This window comes from Flavobacterium shii, assembly GCF_025847235.1.
GTDB lineage: Bacteria > Bacteroidota > Bacteroidia > Flavobacteriales > Flavobacteriaceae > Flavobacterium > Flavobacterium shii.
The window spans coordinates 343,789-363,823 of the sequence record NZ_JAOZEW010000002.1 but is presented as its reverse complement, the minus strand read 5'-3'; the positions used below and the strand labels follow the sequence as shown (position 1 = coordinate 363,823).

At 35.1% G+C, this 20,035-nt stretch carries 18 protein-coding genes and 1 tRNA gene; 5 read left to right on the top strand and 14 right to left on the bottom strand.

Annotated features, from left to right (window positions below; genetic code table 11):
- Positions 1 to 3 precede the first annotated feature (3 nt).
- Together OIU83_RS03645 and OIU83_RS03640 are read left to right on the top strand one after the other, a co-directional pair.
- Complete coding sequence (locus OIU83_RS03645) at positions 4 to 453, top strand: GatB/YqeY domain-containing protein (RefSeq protein WP_039114496.1); 450 nt, start codon at positions 4 to 6, stop codon at positions 451 to 453.
- 49 nt (positions 454 to 502) lie between these two features.
- Positions 503 to 576, top strand: a tRNA-Arg gene (locus OIU83_RS03640).
- A 377-nt stretch (positions 577 to 953) separates the two neighbouring features.
- Here OIU83_RS03640 and OIU83_RS03635 read toward each other — a convergent pair.
- The 14 genes from OIU83_RS03635 to OIU83_RS03570 all read right to left on the bottom strand — a co-directional run bounded on the left by OIU83_RS03635 (position 954) and on the right by OIU83_RS03570 (position 14,616).
- A complete protein-coding gene (locus OIU83_RS03635; RefSeq protein ID WP_264204908.1) occupies positions 954 to 1,826 on the bottom strand; it encodes a helix-turn-helix domain-containing protein in 873 nt (290 codons plus the stop codon).
- A 47-nt stretch (positions 1,827 to 1,873) separates the two neighbouring features.
- Positions 1,874 to 4,129: a TonB-dependent receptor gene (locus tag OIU83_RS03630; RefSeq protein ID WP_264204907.1), complete on the bottom strand. Its 2,256-nt coding sequence runs from the start codon at positions 4,127 to 4,129 to the stop codon at positions 1,874 to 1,876.
- A gap of 161 nt (positions 4,130 to 4,290) precedes the next feature.
- Complete coding sequence (locus OIU83_RS03625) at positions 4,291 to 5,559, bottom strand: hypothetical protein (RefSeq protein ID WP_264204906.1); 1,269 nt, start codon at positions 5,557 to 5,559, stop codon at positions 4,291 to 4,293.
- A gap of 225 nt (positions 5,560 to 5,784) precedes the next feature.
- Positions 5,785 to 7,062 carry a RidA family protein gene (locus OIU83_RS03620; protein WP_264204905.1) on the bottom strand — a complete coding sequence of 426 codons (1,278 nt, stop codon included), beginning with the start codon at positions 7,060 to 7,062 and terminating at the stop codon, positions 5,785 to 5,787.
- A gap of 118 nt (positions 7,063 to 7,180) precedes the next feature.
- Positions 7,181 to 8,074: an urea transporter gene (locus tag OIU83_RS03615; RefSeq protein WP_264204904.1), complete on the bottom strand. Its 894-nt coding sequence runs from the start codon at positions 8,072 to 8,074 to the stop codon at positions 7,181 to 7,183.
- Positions 8,075 to 8,095: 21 nt separating this feature from the next.
- A complete protein-coding gene (locus tag OIU83_RS03610; RefSeq protein WP_264204903.1) occupies positions 8,096 to 8,797 on the bottom strand; it encodes a hypothetical protein in 702 nt (233 codons plus the stop codon).
- 10 nt (positions 8,798 to 8,807) lie between these two features.
- Positions 8,808 to 9,593 carry an urease accessory protein UreD gene (locus OIU83_RS03605; RefSeq protein ID WP_264204902.1) on the bottom strand — a complete coding sequence of 262 codons (786 nt, stop codon included), beginning with the start codon at positions 9,591 to 9,593 and terminating at the stop codon, positions 8,808 to 8,810.
- On the bottom strand, positions 9,593 to 10,231 hold the full coding sequence (ureG, locus tag OIU83_RS03600; protein WP_264204901.1) for an urease accessory protein UreG: 639 nt from the start codon (positions 10,229 to 10,231) through the stop codon (positions 9,593 to 9,595). The genes OIU83_RS03605 and ureG overlap by 1 nt, the downstream gene beginning before the upstream one ends.
- 29 nt (positions 10,232 to 10,260) lie before the next feature.
- Positions 10,261 to 10,953, bottom strand: coding sequence for an urease accessory protein UreF (locus OIU83_RS03595; RefSeq protein WP_264204900.1), 693 nt, complete (start codon positions 10,951 to 10,953; stop codon positions 10,261 to 10,263).
- On the bottom strand, positions 10,946 to 11,458 hold the full coding sequence (ureE, locus tag OIU83_RS03590) for an urease accessory protein UreE (protein WP_264204899.1): 513 nt from the start codon (positions 11,456 to 11,458) through the stop codon (positions 10,946 to 10,948). Before ureE ends, OIU83_RS03595 begins: the two co-directional genes overlap by 8 nt.
- A 74-nt stretch (positions 11,459 to 11,532) precedes the next feature.
- A complete protein-coding gene (gene ureC, locus OIU83_RS03585) occupies positions 11,533 to 13,254 on the bottom strand; it encodes an urease subunit alpha (RefSeq protein ID WP_264204898.1) in 1,722 nt (573 codons plus the stop codon).
- A 1-nt stretch (position 13,255) separates the two neighbouring features.
- Positions 13,256 to 13,624: an urease subunit beta gene (gene ureB / locus OIU83_RS03580; protein ID WP_264204897.1), complete on the bottom strand. Its 369-nt coding sequence runs from the start codon at positions 13,622 to 13,624 to the stop codon at positions 13,256 to 13,258.
- A gap of 11 nt (positions 13,625 to 13,635) precedes the next feature.
- The gene (ureA, locus tag OIU83_RS03575) at positions 13,636 to 13,938 is read right to left on the bottom strand and encodes an urease subunit gamma (protein ID WP_264204896.1); all 303 of its coding nucleotides are present in this window, start codon (positions 13,936 to 13,938) and stop codon (positions 13,636 to 13,638) included.
- A gap of 303 nt (positions 13,939 to 14,241) precedes the next feature.
- Positions 14,242 to 14,616 (bottom strand): hypothetical protein, encoded by a 375-nt coding sequence (locus OIU83_RS03570; RefSeq protein WP_264204895.1) that lies wholly within the window; start codon positions 14,614 to 14,616, stop codon positions 14,242 to 14,244.
- 371 nt (positions 14,617 to 14,987) lie between these two features.
- Here OIU83_RS03570 and OIU83_RS03565 point away from each other — a divergent pair, with 371 nt between their 5' ends.
- The 3 genes from OIU83_RS03565 to OIU83_RS03555 all read left to right on the top strand — a co-directional run bounded on the left by OIU83_RS03565 (position 14,988) and on the right by OIU83_RS03555 (position 19,639).
- Positions 14,988 to 15,149, top strand: a complete 162-nt coding sequence (locus tag OIU83_RS03565; protein WP_264204894.1) for a hypothetical protein — start codon at positions 14,988 to 14,990, stop codon at positions 15,147 to 15,149.
- Between the two features lie 1,049 nt (positions 15,150 to 16,198).
- Complete coding sequence (locus OIU83_RS03560) at positions 16,199 to 17,320, top strand: glycine-rich domain-containing protein (RefSeq protein ID WP_264204893.1); 1,122 nt, start codon at positions 16,199 to 16,201, stop codon at positions 17,318 to 17,320.
- A gap of 327 nt (positions 17,321 to 17,647) precedes the next feature.
- The gene (locus OIU83_RS03555) at positions 17,648 to 19,639 is read left to right on the top strand and encodes a T9SS sorting signal type C domain-containing protein (protein WP_264204892.1); all 1,992 of its coding nucleotides are present in this window, start codon (positions 17,648 to 17,650) and stop codon (positions 19,637 to 19,639) included.
- The last annotated feature ends 396 nt before the right edge of the window (positions 19,640 to 20,035 follow it).

Sequence of the window (20,035 nt, the reverse complement as noted above, 5' to 3'; positions counted from 1 at the left end):
AAAATGAGTTTACAAACATTAATCATGGACGAAATTAAAACCGCCATGAGAGCAAAAGATACTGTTGCATTAGAGGCTTTAAGAGCAATTAAATCAGAAATGTTATTGGCTGCTACAGCTACTGGATCTAAAGAAGAATTAACTGAAGATGATGAAATTAAATTACTTCAAAGACTAGTTAAAACACGTAAAGAAAGTGCTAGAATTTTCACAGAGCAAAATCGTCCAGATTTAGCTGAGCCAGAATTAGCTCAGATTGCTGTAATCGAGAAATTTTTGCCTGCACAATTAAGTGAAGAAGAAGTAGAAGCAGTTATTGCAAAAATCATTGCAGAAACTGGTGCTTCGGGAATTGCTTCAATGGGTAAAGTAATGGGATTAGCTTCTGCTCAATTAGGTGGAACTGCCGAAGGAAAAACGATTTCTACTATTGTAAAGAAATTATTAGTATAAAAAATAGAGTTTAGATTCCCAATTGGAAATCTAAACTCTAAAATAAAATGACTGCGTAGTTCAACTGGATAGAATATCAGATTTCGACTCTGAGGGTTGTAGGTTCGAACCCTACCGTGGTCACAAACCCAAGTTTCACATGGCGTGAACATTACATAAAAAATGTGTAATGTTCACGCCATTAGCTATTTAAGGGGTAATCGTAAAATTCCTGTTTATGTTATTATCTACAAAAAAAGACTTTCACTTCCCACTAAACTTCCCAATGAATTCTAGTGGGAAGTTGACAGCGAAAATTGTAATCAATGATTGTATTTTACGCAATCAACTCCTTATACATTAAATGTTTCATTATCATTAATTAAGGATAAATTAAATCTTTCGACATTTGTTATTTTACGCGTATTATATTGATATGCAAATTCTCTACCTCTATTTATTCTGTATGAAATGGCACACAGGGTATGTTATTGTCCTATTTTTACTAGGAAAATATAATTTTATTTTAAAAATTGTAGCCTATATTCTTTAGGTGTAATTCCGGTAATTTTTTTGAAAAGCTGTGTAAAATGAGAAGCTGTGTGAAAATTGAGTTGATAAGCAATTTCAGCAATATCTTTACTGGATTGAAGGAGTGCCTTGCTATAATTAATATCCATTTCGTTAATCCATTGTTTTGGTGATTTTTGAGTTATATTTTTCACACATTTATTAAGGTAATTTTCTGTAACAGATAGTTTATCTGCATAAAATGTGACTCTTTTTTCATCTCTGTGATATTTGAACAAAATGTCTCGGAATTGAAGAGACAACTCCATAGGACGAGTAGCTGATTTATGATGACTATCAGAATCTGTACTTAATATCTTAACCAAAATAAGATGAAGCATAGTAATAATGATCTCATTTAAATTTAACTCATTAAGCCATAACTCCTGTTCCATAATGGTAAGCAATTGTTTAATGGTTCCGTAAGTAAGGCTATCCAGATTTAGGAAAGGGGGCATAAAAAAAATGCTGGTTTTATGTTTGGGTAATTCCTGTTCGGATACAATATTGTTTTCATAGGCTAAGAAAAAACCTTCAGCATCATCAGATAATTCTATGGTTGCGGTAATTGTTCCTTGTTTGATAAAAATAACACCTCCTTTTTCTACACGATATTCTTTGTTTTCCAGATATTGTTTAAGATGTCCGTTGGTAATAAACAGAACAAAATTAAAAGTAGTGCGGTACGGAACTACAGGCATAAGAATACCTTTTAGGTAATCTTCAAGTCTGTAAAGCTGTATATCCGCATTATTAGAAAGTGTTTTTTCTGTAATATTGGGAAGAAAAAGCTTTTTATATTGAAAATTAGAAAGTGTTTCCATATTAATTATAATATTATAGATCGTGTAAATTTAATAATGAATATTATTTAAAACTTATAAAATAGTCCTAATTTTATTCCAAAAGGGCTTCCCGGAGTATAAGTAATATCTGTAATGGGTGCTGCCTCATTTTTCAATTGGGTTTCTGTAGCAAATTGAGCTTCATTCCATTTTACATTGAGTAAGTTATTGATTTGCAAATTAGCACCCCATTTTACACGGTTGTAGGAAAGTATCAAATCATTTACAAGATAAGGTTTTGTTCTCAGACTATTATCTTCAACTGCTGGTCTGTCACCCAGATAGCGATACTGCATTCCTATAGAAAAACCTTTCGAAAAATCCCAATTTATAGATCCGGTGCTGGTAAGTATTGGTGCCAATGGAATGTAGTCTTCTCCTTTTGGTTCCTCTATTAATCGAGCATGAGAATAATTAATATCAGCATTTAAATACAGATTTGGTAATGGCTGGTAGCGAATACCTAAATCGAAACCATAACGTCGTGATTTTCCCGAAGGTTCCACTACGGCATCATCACCTACATAAACAAATTCCTGTTGTAGAAACAAATACCATACTGTGGGGGTAATAATCAATGATTTCAAGGGATGAAGTCTTGTTCCGAAATCAGCTCCTATAGAATATGGTAAGGTATTAAGCCCGTTTTGAGGAATTACGACTCTCATATCATTAGAGTGAAATCCCATACCAGTTTTTAATAACCACACAACTTTGTCACTGGAAGCATAAGACAAATTAAGCTTAGGACTCAGTCTGGTTGCTTCTGATGATTGTCCGACAGGCAATTGCTCCTGATCCAGTAAATTATGCATATTGAAAATAAAATGATCCAGTCTTAACGCTGGAGCAACAGTCCATTTTCCGGTTTTCCATATCAATTCTGAATAAGCATGCAAATTGGTTTCTACGCCAGTATCATCCATTTTTTTATCCAACAATAAATCTCTGTGATAAACATGATTCAGCTGCAAAGTTCCAATATCGTCATTTCGGAACCCAATTCCGGATATCAATTCTATAGAACTATTAGAAAGGATGAAATTTTTGATATGTTTAAATTCGCTTCCATAAATATTTCTGCCGTCTTTTTGTTGAATTTCATCTCCATGAATGGGATCATTTAGGAAAAATGTAAAATCAGAATAGAGATTAAAATTATACTTAGAGTACCAACCCATCGCTTCAATATGCTCTGATGGAGAAATGATATGTTTAAAATTCATCTGAATATTGGTACGGGAAGTGCTGCCTCCTTCGGTAGGATCGATACTTCCCCAGCGATCAATAATTCCATCATTAACGGCACGTTCCGGATTTTGTCCGGAAGCATTCCAGGAAGAATTGAACGTAGAAAATTGAATGTTGAAGTAATCATTATCTGTTAACCACTGGTTATATTTTCCAAAGATATTAAGCCTGTTGAAATTTTGTTTTACATCAAAAGGTCCATCCGTGTAATTGTATTCTGTTGCTATATAGAAATTTTTCTTGTTGTCGGGATCGTTTATGATATTGAACATTCCCAGAATTCTTCTTGTATTAAAAGAACCTGCTTCGAGTTTAATCATACTATTTTTCAAAGAGCTATAAGTTTTAAAATCTACATACCCCGCAGTATTAAAATCTCCTCTGTCAGCATAGTAGGCTCCTTTTCCAAAATCGATATTATTAATGGTTTCGGGAATCACAAAATGCAAATCCGAATATCCCTGACCGTGGGCATGGGATACAATATTTACAGGCATTCCGTCTACATTCACACTAACGTCTGTTCCGTGATCTGCATCGAAACCTCTCAGAAAAATTTGTTCTGCCTTTCCACCGCCGGCGTGTTGGGCAATAAACAAACCAGGAACTTTGCGCAACAAATCCTGAGCCGAATTTACCGGAAATTTATTAAGATCAACCTTTGTAATATCTGAAAGAAATGAATTGTGGTTAATAATTATTTCGGAAATCTCAATAGGTTTACGCTGAAGAAAAACGATTTTATTCTCGTACTCTGTATTGCTATTAACAACCCATTTCTTCTGATCATATCCCTCATGACTAATTACAAGCGTATCTGGAAAGGATTGAATATGCAATTTGAATGAACCATCTGGTTCTGAATGGGTGTGTATGTTTCCGTGATTGTATTCTATCAAGGCGTTACCTATTGGGAATTTGTTGTCTGTATCTTTAAGGAAAGTTTGCATTTCCTTTTCTTTCTTCTGTGCTACAGAGGCTACACTTATCATTAAGACAAGGAAGGCTATTGTATTTTTAATTGTCGTCATTTTGGTTTTTAATATGAAATGTCAGAGCAAAGGCATTGATGTTTAGGCAATCATAGATTGCTTGCCCTGAGTATAATCTACAAAATCTGCTCGTAAAAGACCCACACAGATTTTGTGGATTTTATGTTTAATGTGACTCAAAAGTTTATTATCAGTAAAGGCTAGAATCCAACCATCATGCCTATAGCAATGCGATTGACTGTAGAAGACTGTGTATTTGTATTGATGATCTGTTTGGCACCAGTATCATATTCTAAACCTATTAAGAAGTTCTTAGTTACATCATACATGGCATTGATAGTAGCAGAAGGCAAAGCAATTCGCGTATTTGAATTCGAATTATTGTTAACAAAATCTGCAGTTGAATTATCATTTATAACTTTACTATTTACAAGCGAAATAGGAATTGCATTATACGTCAAGGTAGTATAACCTACAACTAAATTAGAATGTAACCTTTTCTTTTCTCCAAAGTAGTATTCTACGCCTGCAGAACCTCCGTAGATAGGCACTCTTTTAAAATTGCCATTCTGGTCATAAATAGCGTCATACATATTTCCTGCGCCTCCATTACCAAACAATGCACCGGATAAAGTATAGGAGCCTCCTATACCAGAACCAACAACAGCCTGAGCCATAAAATAACTCTTTTCATTAAGCATGGTTTTGTAATTGGCATTAACACCCCATCCCATTGTCATAGCATTAGCATTAGCGTCTTTTTCATAACGAAGAGTACGTCCCATAACAGCTAAACGTAAGAAACCTGTTTGGTCATGCAGTTTTTTGGTAAATGCTACAATTGGGTCTACAGAAAACTGACCTGGAGTAACTCCGCCAGCGATTTTAAGATATTCAGAAGAACTTTCGATACCACTTTCAAACTTCCACGATTTGTCAACACCGAAATCATTGTAATATTTTACCTGAAGATGACGCGCCCATGTACCACTATTAGGTCCTTCCCAATCTAGTGTATTGTACCAGCTTGGAACACCATTGCCAAAGAAAGTCCAGTCCTGACCGATATGCCAATGATTGTAATCTACATATGCTACCCTTAATTGTAAGTTACCGCCTGCACCAGGAGCGCCCCACCATTGTGCTTCGACATAAGTAACTAAAGGACCTTTCGAAAATCCATTATAGGTAGTCTTCCATGCCAACTGTGTTTGGTACATATTAAAACCTGCATTTTTCTGATCGATTGGATTGTAGGGATCGGCTGAATTTAAGTTGATTGACTGAGAATTCAAGTCATTACCTCCCAAATTTAAGTAGCCATTTAGTTTTAAACGAGGGGAAAACTCCATCTCATAAAGCGGTTTTCCGTCATCTGTTTTCTGTTGCGAAGGAAAATTAATTTGTGCTTGTGCTGTATAACAACCAGTAACAAACAATAATAAAAATGCGAATTTACTATTTTTCATAATTGTTTTTATTTTAAGTATAAGGCAATTTTGATTTTTGGAGTTCAATAAGAAACAACTGTACTTGTCTAATGCTAAAAACTTTTTTAGTTTTTTTGGATAAAAAAATCTAAAGAAGTAAAGCAGAAGGGTAAGGGGATAATGATATTACCCCCTTTTATAAATTATATTTTGAGTTGAATGTTTATCAAAATGAGATGCTATACTCATCTAAATAAATGACTGTTATACTTGTGGAGGTGTTCCTTCTGCATTTGATACAACGACATCAATTTGGATTAATGCATCTTGTAGTAATGCTGACACTCCAACTGTTCTTCGTGCAGGAATACCACCTGGAAAGAATGTGGTATAAACTTCATCTACAACATTGCTATCTGTGATGTTTTTAAGGAAAATATTAACTTTAACCACATCTTCGATAGTATGGGAGATACTTTCTAAAATTGCTTTGATATTTTTCAAGCATTGTTCAGTCTGCTCTTTTACACCTCCGGCTACCATTTTACCAGTTTTTGGATTCAACGGTAATTGAGCTGATATGTGATTATAATGAGAGAATGCTACCGTTTGTGTAGACAAAGAACTCTTTGGTGCATTTTCAGTATTGCTTACCTTTATTACGATTCCGTGCCTGTCTTCAATAGCTTGCGGAGGCGTTCCGTCTCCGTGTGACACCACTGCTTCAATTTGCACTAAAGCATCCATAGATAAAGCCGAAACGGCCACGATTGTTCTTGCCGGAACATAAGCTACAGCTCTGGCAATAGCAGAATCAGGAAAGAATGTTGTATAAACCTCATTTATAGCTTCAATGTCTGATAGGTTTTTAAGGAAGATATTAATCTTTACAATATCATCAAGGGGAACATCAATACTGTTTAAAATTGTTTTGATGTTTTTTAAACACTGTCCGGCTTGCTCTTTTACACCGCCTGTTACCAATCTGCCAGTTTCTGGATCGATAGGTAATTGAGCTGAAATATTATTGTAATGAGAGAATGATACTGTTTGTGCAGACAAACTACTCATAGGTGCATTTGCCGTGTTATTGATAAGTTTTATCAGATTACCTGCCTGAGGTGCATTGGGGATTGTACCCTCGCCATTTGAAACAAGTGCTTCAATTTGCACCAAAGCATCCATAGGTAAAGCAACAACTGCAACTGTAGTTCGTGTAGGAACATAAGTAGGGAAGAATGTTTTGTAAACTTCGTCTACAGCATCACTATCTTTTATATTCTTGACGAATATGGTGATTCTAACAACATCGCTCATGACGTGATCGATGCTATCTAGAATTGATTTGATATTTTTAAAGCACTGTTCCGTCTGTTCTTTTATACCGCCAGCTACTATTTTACCAGATTTTGGGTCTATTGGTAATTGAGCCGAAAGATTATTATAATGTGAGAATGCTACAGTTTGTGAGTATGGACCGATACTTTTTGGAGCATTTTCGGTATTTCTAGCTAGTATTGAATTTATTTTATTTGATGCCATTTTGTTTGTTTTATTAATGATTTAAGTAATTTTTAGCTGATGTATTCTGCTATCAAAGCAAGAAAAGCGGTTATTATTTGAATTTGATTTAGTGTTATTATTAGTAAAGGAGATGAGTTTAGTTTAGTTTTTTAGGAATAAAAAGTCTCTGAATAAGTAATGTAATACACGTTCCGGCAACAAAGGGAAAAGTTAATACTCCGCCTACTTCAGTCAGGATATTATTATCAATCAGGAAGTCATCAATACCAACTGTAATCAGGACTGCAATTAAGACCCACAATCCATCTGTTTTTTTGAAACCTGAAAAAACAATAGCAGAAAGTACCGCGTTAAAACCGAATAGTCCCATATGAATACCTTCAATCGATTCTCCATCCATGTAAGAAAAATAAGCTCCCAATAAAGATCCTGCAAGACCATATAAAGCTGCTGCAGGGGAACTGATAAAAATTGCAATAAAGAAAATGACTCCGGATAGTAATCCCCCTTGAAAAATAACTTCGCCAAAGCCATTTATAGGTGTTATGAATTCGCTATAAGCTACAGCTTCCGGTTTTGCGCTAATCATTTCCGAAGGTGGGATATTTGTAAAATGATGTAGTAGAAAAACACATACCCAAATTATAAAAATGAATGGAAATGTAAACACTGGAATTTTTTTGTTAATAAAAAAATGCTGGATGATACTTGCCAGTGCACCACCCAAAACAATCAGAATCCAGATTAATAGTGTGGCCTGAAAGAAAAAAGACAAAGCCACTCCCACCAAAGCCGCACTAAAGCCATATAATCCGGCATTAATTTCGTATTTGTCATAACCCAGTTTCATAGCTGTAAATGTTCCAACACTTGTAGCCAACAAAATAGCAATACCTCCTTGCCAGCTTCCTATAAAAATACCAATAAGAAACAAGAGTCCTGTCCATCTGTTTTCCTGAAGCATAATTTGCCCTATCCCTTTTAATACATTGTCTATAAAAGGAATTTTTGTAAAAATTTTATTCATCATGAATTGTTTTTTATTTTGATTTTACCATCCTAAAAAGACCATTCCAATACCACATACAGTGACTACTGCGCCACTTACAACACTCATATAGCGTTCTAGTTTGTCGGTCTTGAAAAAAGTTGAATATCCGTATCGTCCAAGTAAAACCATGCCGAGCATCGTTGCGACAGTTGTAAGTGCAAATGGTACTACTAGTGCAACAATTTCGGTCACGGAACGATTTAACCCCGAATAAAAAAGAAGTGGTGTAAGTGGTTCACTAGGTCCCATGACAAAAATCATGAACAACACAAAGGGAGTCACTTTTATTCGGCTCTGAGGCATAACTACTTCTCCGTGATTATGTTCATAAACATAAACATCATCTCCTAATACATCAAAATGCTTGTGAGGTTTATTTTTTATGGTCTGAATCACTCCATATATGAGATAAATTACACCAAAAATGAGCAATGCCCAACCTGAAATATTGCCTCTGATTTCCTGAAACCATGAGAATTTATTGAGTTGCCATCCCATAAAACCCCCAAGAGCGCCTAAAACCAAAGAACTCAAAACGTGGCCAAAACCACAGGCAATTGTTAGTAGAATTGTTTTGCTTTTGCTCCATTGTTTTGATTTCGACAAAACAATAAATGGCAAATAATGGTCTGGTCCTGATGCCGTGTGGATAAAACTGATAGATACAGCACTTAGTATTAATGCCCAAATAGTAGTATTCATAACTTATTTTTTATTCTAATTCCCAAAGGATTTCCTGGACCCTGAGAAAAAAATTATACATTACTTCTCCGCCATGTCCCAGTGTTCTAATAACGAATCCGTTATCTTCCATTGCCGAAATGCCGATTTCCATCTCGTCTTGAGATTTAATAATAGAATAGATCGTATCGACTAAGACATTTTTATCTACATTTTCTTTTGTACTATAAAAAATAAGTGTTCCCTGATGCGTAAATTCTTCCAGATTTCCTATACTATTTACAGGAATCAGATCGGGTTGGATAAGCACATTGTCCTTTACAACTAATTTATTTTTATGATAAATTTCTGTAAGATTCTGAAAACTTTTCAATTTAAAAAGCTCTCCGGAATGCTTTCTTCCACAAGTAATAATCTCACTGATTATCACTTGGCTGTTTGTACCAATACGGATTTCGGCTTTGCTTTTGAAATTAGAATTCTCATGTGGTACCACCGGATGCGGGACATAGGCAAAAGAAGTATCGTCCTCCATTGAGATAGTAAGTTGCTGCACAGCATCATCTTTCATATTAAATAATCTTTGATATGATTGTGACTGTAGCTGTAGGGCAGCTCCTTTCTCTAAAACAATATCCAATTGGTAACGGTCACCAGATAGAATTCCTGGCGAGGTACTCATCACAATTTGATAAAGCTTATTGTCACTTTTGCGTTGTCCTACTGAGACTACACGAAAAGGAGGAGATACATAGAGGTCTTTTACATAGGAACTTCCTTGTTTATAACCTGCTATAATATGTAAGCGACTGTCCATTATCTTACTAGATTCGGTTCTTCACATTCTTCCAGTAAAGCATATTTTTTGATCCAGCCTATAATTTCCGGCACACCTATATCTTTTTTAAGATTTGTAAATATAAAAGGGGTTCCTTTTCTCATTCTTCTTGTATCGTTTTCCATCACTTCAAGGCTTGCTCCTACATAAGGCGCCAAATCAATTTTATTGATAACCAGTAAATCTGATCTTGTAATACCTGGTCCTCCTTTTCTTGGAATTTTTTCCCCTTCAGCAACATCAATTATAAAGATGGTCACATCGGCAAGATCAGGACTGAAGGTTGCTGATAGATTATCTCCGCCACTTTCAATAAAAATCAATTCAATATGAGGAAATCGGTTTGCCAACTCATCTACTGCTTCAAGATTCATACTTGCATCCTCGCGGATAGCCGTGTGAGGACATCCTCCTGTTTCTACCCCAATAATGCGTTCATGAGGTAGAAGGCTGTTTTTAGCCATAAACTCTGCATCTTCTTTGGTATAGATATCATTTGTAATCACACCAAGGTCATACGTTCCGTATAAGTGTCTGCTCAATCGTTCTAATAAAGCAGTTTTTCCAGAACCTACTGGCCCGGCAACTCCTACTTTTATATATTTTCTATTTTCCATTTTTTTTGTAAATTAATTTTTAATTTTAATTAGGACATGTATAGTCTTGAATACAGTCTTTCGTGCTGCATACAGCGAATGTCAAAAGAGGTATTGCATAGTCCTACATATTCTCGCTCTAATGTTATAGTTTCCTGAGCTGTTTTTTCCATTATAGGATATAGGCGAAACAAAATATCCTGTCCGTCCAATTGTCCCAGTGGTACTAATTTTACAGCATTGGTAATCATTCCTGCGGTAGAAGTATAGTAAAATCCGAAAAGTGCTTCTTGCAAAGGAATTTTCAGCAGACAGCAATACATTCCAAAAACAATACAGTAATGAGAACTTGCTTCATGATTTCGAACAGCTTCTTCATAAGCTTCCATAAACTGGAAATTCTCATGTCTTTTAAAAATCTTAATCAAACGTAATCCCAATTTCTGGCTTGCCTGACGGATTTCTCTTGGGCACTTTAAAGCATTACATTCCTGATCCAGATCTAAAATGGTTTTTAGATCACCAGACTCAGTAGCTTCATAGGCCAATTTTACAAAAGCACCGTCGTTGTACTTGAGATTATACTTAAGCATGTTTTCTACAAATTCCTGTGCAGTTGCTGCATTGTGTACAATTTTATTTTGTATATACGTTTCAAGTCCGTTGGAATGAGAATATCCTCCAATAGGTAATGTAGGGTCGGAAATATGCAAAAGACTGGCTAAAAATTTTATATTATTCATCTTTTGGAGCTGCCATTTTTAGGATTTTAGTAAAAATTGTTGAACCCAAACTTCCATGTCCATGAGGTTCTACATTCGATTTTAGTAGATTCAATAATTTCACGGATTGTTTTTCGGGTTTAAAACCACTCACTTCCAGCCATCTGAACATTGGCATTTCGAAAGGCAGCAACACTTTGTCTTCTTGTATAAAAAGCGGAATATGTTTGTTTCCAATTTCATAGCATACGGTTCCCATTTCGAGCATTGAAAACGGAGAGATAACAATAGTTTCGGTCTCCAGAATATTGACGACAATTATTTTCTTTTCATTTTCAAAAAGAATATCTCCTTCTCGAAGACGTTGCCCTTCTCTAAGGAATTTAATCGCAATATCTTCGCCCTGACGTGTCTTTTTACGTTGAATTCTCTTTGTCGATTCGAACCATTCTAAGTCAAGATAATCTATTGATTTTCCATTAATTGTACTATTCGAAATAGTGCCTAAAGTTTCACTGATGGTCATCGTTTTTTTATTTTTTTATATTAGACCTAACAGGTTTTAAAAATCTGTTAGGTCTTTTTTAATGGATACTACTATTAAAATAAATAATACAATTGAGTCAATGGAAGTGTTTCTGCTGGCTCACAAGTAATATGTACACCATCTACCATTACATGATAGTTTTCCGAATTCACTTCAATTACTGGTGTTTTATCATTGTGGATAAGATCTTTTTTAGAGATGTTTCTGCAGTTTTTTACAGGAAGAATCATTTTTTCTAATTTGTAATTAGCAATAGATCCATTGTCAATTGAGGCCTGAGAAACAAAAGTTGCACAAGTTGTGAATTTAGCACGACCATGGGCTCCAAACATATTTCTGTAAATCACCGGTTGAGGAGTTGGGATAGACGCATTTGGATCGCCCATTTTAGCAGCAATTACAAAGCCTCCTTTTACAATCATCTCAGGTTTAACACCAAATAGAGCTGGTTTCCAGATTACCAAGTCAGCTATTTTGCCTGGTTCAATAGAACCAACATGGTTAGAAATACCATGAGCAATAGCAGGATTGATAGTGTACTTAGCTACATAACGTTTTGTACGGAAGTTATCATTTTGTGAATTTTCATCTTCTTCTAACTGACCACGTTGCTCTCTCATTTTGCTTGCCGTTTGCCATGTTCTGGTAATTACTTCTCCAGGTCTTCCCATAGCTTGAGAATCGGAACTCATAATACTGAAAACTCCCATATCATGTAAAATATCTTCGGCAGCAATAGTTTCAGGACGAATACGAGAATCAGCAAATGCTACATCTTCAGGGATATTTTTACTCAAATGATGACAAACCATAAGCATATCAAGGTGTTCATCTATTGTATTAACTGTGTAAGGACGTGTAGGATTTGTAGAAGCAGGCAATACATTTGGATACATTGCAGCCTTGATAATATCTGGAGCGTGTCCACCGCCGGCACCTTCTGTATGGAAGGTATGAATTACTCTTCCATTGATAGCTTTCATGGTATCTTCCAGGAATCCACCTTCATTTAAAGTATCAGTATGGATAGCCACCTGAACATCATATTTATCAGCTACTTTAAGTGCAGTATCAATTGTTCCGGCTGTAGCTCCCCAATCTTCGTGAATTTTTAAACCTAATGCTCCTGCTTCAATTTGTTCTTCAAGTGGTGCTTCTGCAGAACAGTTTCCTTTACCAAAGAAGCCTAAATTCATAGGAAAATCTTCTGCAGCTTCCAACATTTTTTGAATGTTGAATTTTCCTGGAGTACAAGTAGTCGCGTTTGTTCCATCATTTGGTCCTGTTCCTCCACCAATCATGGTTGTAATACCACTATAAAGAGAAGTTTCAATCTGTTGTGGGCAGATATAATGAATGTGCGTATCTATTCCTCCAGCAGTTACGATATAACCTTTACCACCATGAACTTCGGTAGAAGCCCCGATAATCATATTAGGAGTTACTCCATCCATTGTGTCTGGATTTCCCGCTTTGCCTATAGCTATGATTTTACCATCTTTGATTCCAATATCAGCCTTTACAATTCCCCAATGATCAATAATAGTTGCTCCAGTGATACAAAGATCTAATACTCCCTGATCTCTTGTACATTCAACATTTTGTCCCATTCCGTCACGAACAGTTTTTCCACCTCCAAAAACAGCTTCATCGCCATAATGGGTAAAATCTTTTTCGATCTCAATAATTATTTCGGTATCTCCTAATCTGATTCTGTCTCCAGTAGTTGGGCCTAATATATTGGCATACTGTTTTCTGTCTACATTTAAACTCATGTTATGAATTTTTATAATTTAATTGATTCGCTTTAGCTAAACTTTCATTTTTCTTAGAATCAGAATCTACCAATCCGTCAACAAGATTATTGAAACCCATTGCTTTTTTGTTTCCTCCAATTGCTACAAGTATTACTTCTTTTTCCTCTCCCGGTTCAAAACGAACAGCCGTACTGGCAACAATGTTTAGCCTTTTTCCAAATGCCTTTTCACGATCAAAACTCATCGCTTTATTCACTTCAAAAAAGTGAAAATGGGAACCCACCTGAATAGGACGGTCTCCTGTATTGGTCACTTTTATTTTTACAGTCTCTCTGCCTTCATTGCAGATGATTGTACCTTCTTTTACAAAAATTTCTCCTGGTGTCATAATAATTGGGATTAACGAATTGGATCATGTACTGTTACTAACTTGGTTCCATCAGGAAAAGTAGCTTCAATCTGGACATCATGAATCATGTCTGCTACTCCTGTCATTACATCATCTTTTGTGAGGATCTGAGCTCCTTCGCGCATTAGCTCGGCAACTCTTTTGCCATCTCTTGCGCCCTCCAGTAAAAAATGACTAATTAAAGCTATTGCTTCTGGATAATTTAATTTTAGGCCTCTGGCCTTTCTTTTTAGAGCAAGCTCTCCTGCTGTGTGTAACATGAGCTTCTCAATTTCTCTTGGTGTTAAGTGCATAGTTTTTTTTATTTTAAAATCGAATTAATTGTATTATTTGTCTTGTTAAAAATTTAAAAAAAATAAAATGAATGTATGAAAAGGAAATATTTAATCAGCAAAGAATTCATTTATAGGTTAGTATCTATTACTAAGAATTAACATGAGTTATATCAATATCTGTTTTTGGTTTTTCCAGCATATTTAGAGAATTAATCATAAAACACTGGCGGTGGAAAGAAAGTTAGCAACTCCTTTTCTGCAAAAGCAAAAGTTAAATTTTACCCGTAATTATAAACTTATAAATGAAGTTTAAAAAAGAAATTAACAACTGGGAATTCGTAGAGAATGAAATAATATATATCGGGGTAAAGTGATATATGAATAGTTATCAGTGGTTATAATAACCGGCTGGGAAGAATAAAAATGAAGATTTAAAGTATAAGGGCTCCATTTTTCAAATAATATATTAGCATCAAATAGTACTTGATTCAAGTCATCATCTATAGCAAGTCCTTCTTGAATATCGAATAAATTAAAAACATTAGTCGAAATTTGATTATCTGTTTTTTGTGAATATTTATCATTATTAGTTTTTAATAACAGATGATTTTCACTTTTAAGCATAAAGAAAACACCACAAAAAATTGTGAAAAAGAAAATGGCATAACGTCCAATTGACCCTCTTTTTGTTTTCATTATCATAAATGTAAAGGTATACTGGTGGATGTTTTTGTCACTATCAAAAAGATCACTTAAAATAGTCAAAATCGGGACAAAATATAAAAATGCAGTTTTCAACCCGTTGGATATGATTATTTGGGTTATAAAACACCCGTAAGACATTGTTAATTTGTTGATTATAAGAGTCTTTTACGTAGTTGCATTAGTAACTATTGGTTTTTAAACGTGAATTGGACGCTAAAAATGGAAAAGTAAGGATCGAAAAATTGATTTAACACATAGATATTTATGAATAAAAAGAGTGCAAAAAAAATATTTTTTTCACATAGCTAACCATGTGATTAATTTAATTATTTTTATAGAATAATCTTAAACAAAATCTCACAATGAAAACGAATTTATTTACAAAAAAAGGAATATTGTTAATGTTTGTTCTTGGATGTTTTTCTTCAAGTCTTTATTCATTTATAGATTTATCAACCAAATTGAATGTTGATGGGAAAGCATCTCAAGTATCAAATAAAGGTTCTGTTATCCGAGTAGGGTAAATTTTAAAAAAACACACAAGAAACCGTCTCAAAACAAAATAGAGGCGGTTTTTTATTAGTGTTCATTTAGATATTTATTGTATTAATTTTCTTTCTTAAGTTATGCTCTAAAGTTCAATTTCGAGTGATATTGATAGCTACACTTTTATAAAGATTGCTTATATGGAGCGTTTTATTGTTAAATAATCGTATTAAGAGTATTTCACGTAGTCATCAAATTAGGCAGTGGCTTTTTTGGGTTAAAGATTGTTTTAAACTTTTAAAAAATCAAATGCTTTTATTTTCAGACCTATGCTTGCTTAAAATCTGAAAATCTTCCAGTAAAAGATTCGAATTTTGTACCAAGGAGTTCACAAAAGCAAGTTTTCCATGGCCTGAACATTACACAAAAAGCGTGTAATGTTCAGGTTTTTGCGTGTTTAAGAGTGGCAGTTTATGCGTAAACGAAGCCTTTGAATCTTTGTTCCTTTATTTCTTCGTACCTTTTTCTAAGCAATCTTGTCACCTCGAAAGGAGTATGCAAGAAACTCCGTAATCTTTGTCGAACCACCTTCCTTCATCTGGATTGCTAGATTTGTGCGTAAACCAAGCCTTTGTACTTTCTTCAAACAAGCTTGTGATTGCTCTTTATGCACAATTTAAGCCTTTGCGACTTTGTAACTCACCAACTTTGTACCTCAATTACTAAAAGCCTTAAAACCTTACCTACTTAAACAGAACTGTAAGAACTAACTGTTTTTTGTAATAAAATTACAATTGTAACTTGTTGATATATATGAAGTTAGATAAATGATGAAAATTTGTTTTTATCTGTTGTACTACATAATAATATGCGTAATTATTTAATTATGTACAGAAATATTTGGTTAATTTTACTTTTAAATTTTTAAATATCTGTAAATCAGTAACTTATTATTTTTTTTTCTAAAGGAAAGAAATGTTGTTGATTATATTCTAATTAGGAAGCCTTTCTTTTTAATTCCCCTTATCATAAATATCTTTTACCCCAAATAATTAACTGATTTTTTTCATTATTAAAACCTACTATTATGAAATTAAAATTATTTTTATTACTCGTCTTTATTAGTTTTTATTCGTGGTCCCAGGCGGGATCGACGAAAATGTTCACCAATAACGGGACATTTCCTGTCCCCGCCGGTGTAACTAGTGTTATTGTTCAAGCGTGGGGCGGTGGCGGATCTGGCGGCGGAGCCAGTGATTCTCCATTACTTTTAGGAAGAGGTGCGGCTGGTGGAGGTGGAGGAGCATATGCCAGTGCTCCAATTTTAGTAACACCCGGAGCAACACTAAATGTAGTAGTTGCTAGTCAGACCGCGGGTACTAGTGGAGTTGGTGCTGCAGGAGGAAACTCTACTATTACAGGCTTTGAATCGTCTATCTTAGCAGCTGGAGGTTCAGGTGGAGACGCCAATAATACAGGAGGTTCACCCGCAGGAGGAACAGGAGGAACAATTGCAGCTTCTGCTGGTTCTAGTAAGTTTGCAGGAGTAAATGGAGGTAATGGTAACTCATGGAACCTTTTAGGATTATTGCTTTCGTCTGGTGCTGGAGGTGCTGGAGCAAATTCAGGAGGAGCAGGAGGAGGTGCAGTTTCAGGTTTAATACTAAGTAATGCACCAGGAATCGCAGGTTCACCAGCTGGAGGAGGAGGTAGTGGTGCTATAAATTCGGCATTGGGTGCTGCACAAATTGGGGGGGCAGGTGCTGCTGGAAGGGTGATTATTTCTTATTCTTGTCCTAATTATAGTATTACATCTACTACTGCTACAAGTATTTGTGCTTCTAGTGGTACAACATCTTCTATAGCAGTATCAGGTAATGCTGCGTCATTGCCTATTGGTAATTATGTGGTTACTTATAATAGAAGTAGCCCCAGTGGTATAGCATTAACTGCAAATCTAACGGTTAGTACTGCAGGTACAGGAACTTTTACAGCAGTAGGATTAACTACTGCAGGATCAAGTGCAATAACAATTACAAAACTTGATTCCGACACTTGTTCATCTATTATTACGACTAATAATACAGCTACAGTTACAGTATCGGCAGCAACAGTTGGCGGAACGGTAAGTGGCGGAACTACTATTAATGCAGGAAGTACAAGCGGATTGTTAACCTTATCAGGACATACAGGAACGGTTGTTAAGTAGCAATCTTCAGTAAGTTCGTTTTCGGCATGGACAGATATTGCTAATACAACCACAACCTATACTTCGAGAGTATTAACAGAAACTACTCAATTTAGAGCAGTTGTTCAGAGCGGATTATGTACTGCAGTTAATTCTGCCACAACAACGGTTATAGTAAATCCTAAACCAACTATAGAATTAGCTACCTCAGCAACTAGTGTTTGTTCAAGTGCTACCGCACAAAGTACAACCTTAAGTTATAGTGCGGTTACAGGAAATTCTACAACCTATAGTATTGTTTGGGACGCATCTCCTACGAATAGTTTTGCAGCTGTTACCAATGCTGCTTTGCCGGCTAGCCCAATTGCGATTACTATACCAGCGGGTGCATTTGCTGGTACTTATACAGGAGTATTGACAGTAAAAGACGCAAATGGTACCATTAGTAACCCAGGCTCTATTTTTAATGTAAATATAGGTTTACTCGCTAATGTTCTTGCAAATGGCAAGATTGCTTCAGTTACTACAAGCAGCAATTCGCAAAATACATCATTAGTATATACAGGAACTTTTGGGCCTCCTGCAGGTATGGGTATGCCTACAAAATATTATATTGATTGGGATGACACCGCAAATGCTGCTTTATTGGCGGATCAACCTACTTCGTCATTTACTTTTTTATCAAATGGAGGTACTATAAATACAATTGAAATACCAGCAAATGTTCCAGCGGGCACATACTCTGGTTTTATGTATGTTTTCAATGAAGTTTCTTGTGACCAAAGAGTAAAGGTATCTATAACAATAAATGGTTTACCAACTATCGCATTAGCAACTTCGGCAGAAAATGCTTGTATTGATCTTAGTCTACCTGGTAATACAACGACTACATTATCTTATAGTGGAACAACAGGAAACCCTACAACATATAGTATTGTTTGGAATGCGTCGCCAGTAAGTTATCTTAATCCTGTTACCGATGCAGTATTACCAGTTAGCCCAATCACAATTGGTATAGCTGGTCGATCAAATCCTGGAACTTATACAGGAACGTTAACTGTAAAAAATGCAAATGGTGCTGTTAGTAGTCCAGGTTCAGTTTTTACTATAATTATAGCTAATACGCCTACTATTAACACAACAGGAATAATTACTCCGGTTACTGCAAGTATTAGCAACCAAATTGCGGAATTAGCATATTCTGGAGTTACTAAAAAACCTACAAGCTATTCTATCGATTGGGATGCTGCGGCAAATGCAGCTTTATTAATAGACCAGAATAATGTAGCGTTTATTTTTGCAGCTGGCGGTGGTATTGTAAATAGCATTGAGATTCCAGCTAATGTTCCAGCAGGAACTTATATGGGTACAATGTATATTTCTAGCGAGACGACTTGTATTAAATCTCAACCTGTGTCTATAACGATTAATGATCCTGCACCAACCATACAGTTGTCAGCATCTACAGCAGATGTTTGTTTAGTAGCCGCTAGTTCTGCAGTAACTACAACATTAAGTTATACAGGAACCACGGGTGCTCCTATAACTTATAGTATAATTTGGAACTCCACTCCAACAAATTATTTTACAGCTGTCAACGATGCTGAATTACCATCTAGTCCAATCACGATTGTTGTACCTCTGGGTACAGTAAGGGGGACTTATACAGGGATATTGACGATAAAAAATGCAGATGGTGTTAGTAGTTCTGGTACTTTTTTTGATATGAATATAGGAGACTTCACTGAAATTAGTATAGATGAGCCTATTCAATCGGTTTGTTCAAGTACTAATTCTCAAACTACAACAGTAGCATATTCTTATGCAGAGGGACATCCCACAATTTACTACATTGATTGGGATCAGGCAGCAAATAATGCTTTGTTGCAAGATCAAAACAACACTGCATTTGCTGTTAATGAGAATAATAGTGGTATTATAAATGGAATTGAAATATCTGCCAATGCTCAACCAGGATCTTATACAGGTACAATGTATTACGTCGATGGTATTTGTAATGGATCTACTCCAGTAGCTGTTACAATAACATCATGTACAGCACGACCAGCAATTAGCACAAGTTTAGTACCGTCCAAGACAGATTCAGCTGGAAATACAATTTCGGTGTCTATTTTAAACAAAGTGATTAACATTAATGTTTTTGAACAGAAAATTAATCAGGTATCTGTTTATGATGTTTCGGGTAATTTACTCTATAATAGAGATAGAGTAGGAGATTCGAAATTGATTATCGATCACCTAAGATCCAGCAATCAGGTTTTATTGGTAAGAGTAGTTCTCGATAATAATCGTGTAGAGAATAGAAAAGTGATTTATTAAATATTTTAATTAGATTTTAAAAGCCATTTGTCGAAAGACAAGTGGCTTTTTTGTTTTTATGCTTGCTTGGCATACTTGATGAGGTTATTTCTGTACAGGAAACTTTTGCATCTCTGAAACTAAAACATACTGCTCTGTGTCTCTACAGAAAACCTTTGTTCCTTAGCCTCTCTGAATCTCAGAACCTATTTTTATTAATCTTCGGATTACTAAATGATTAGATTGTTTTATTTAAATTGAATCAAAATAAAAGCATATTCTTATATATTAAAATCTTATTATTGTTTTTATTGATTAAAATAGTTTGTATTTTGCCTGAATTAATTTTAGATAAAAAGTAAGTTCAACTTGTAATTTGGATCATAAGATTAATATGTTTTTTAACTAGAAAATTTG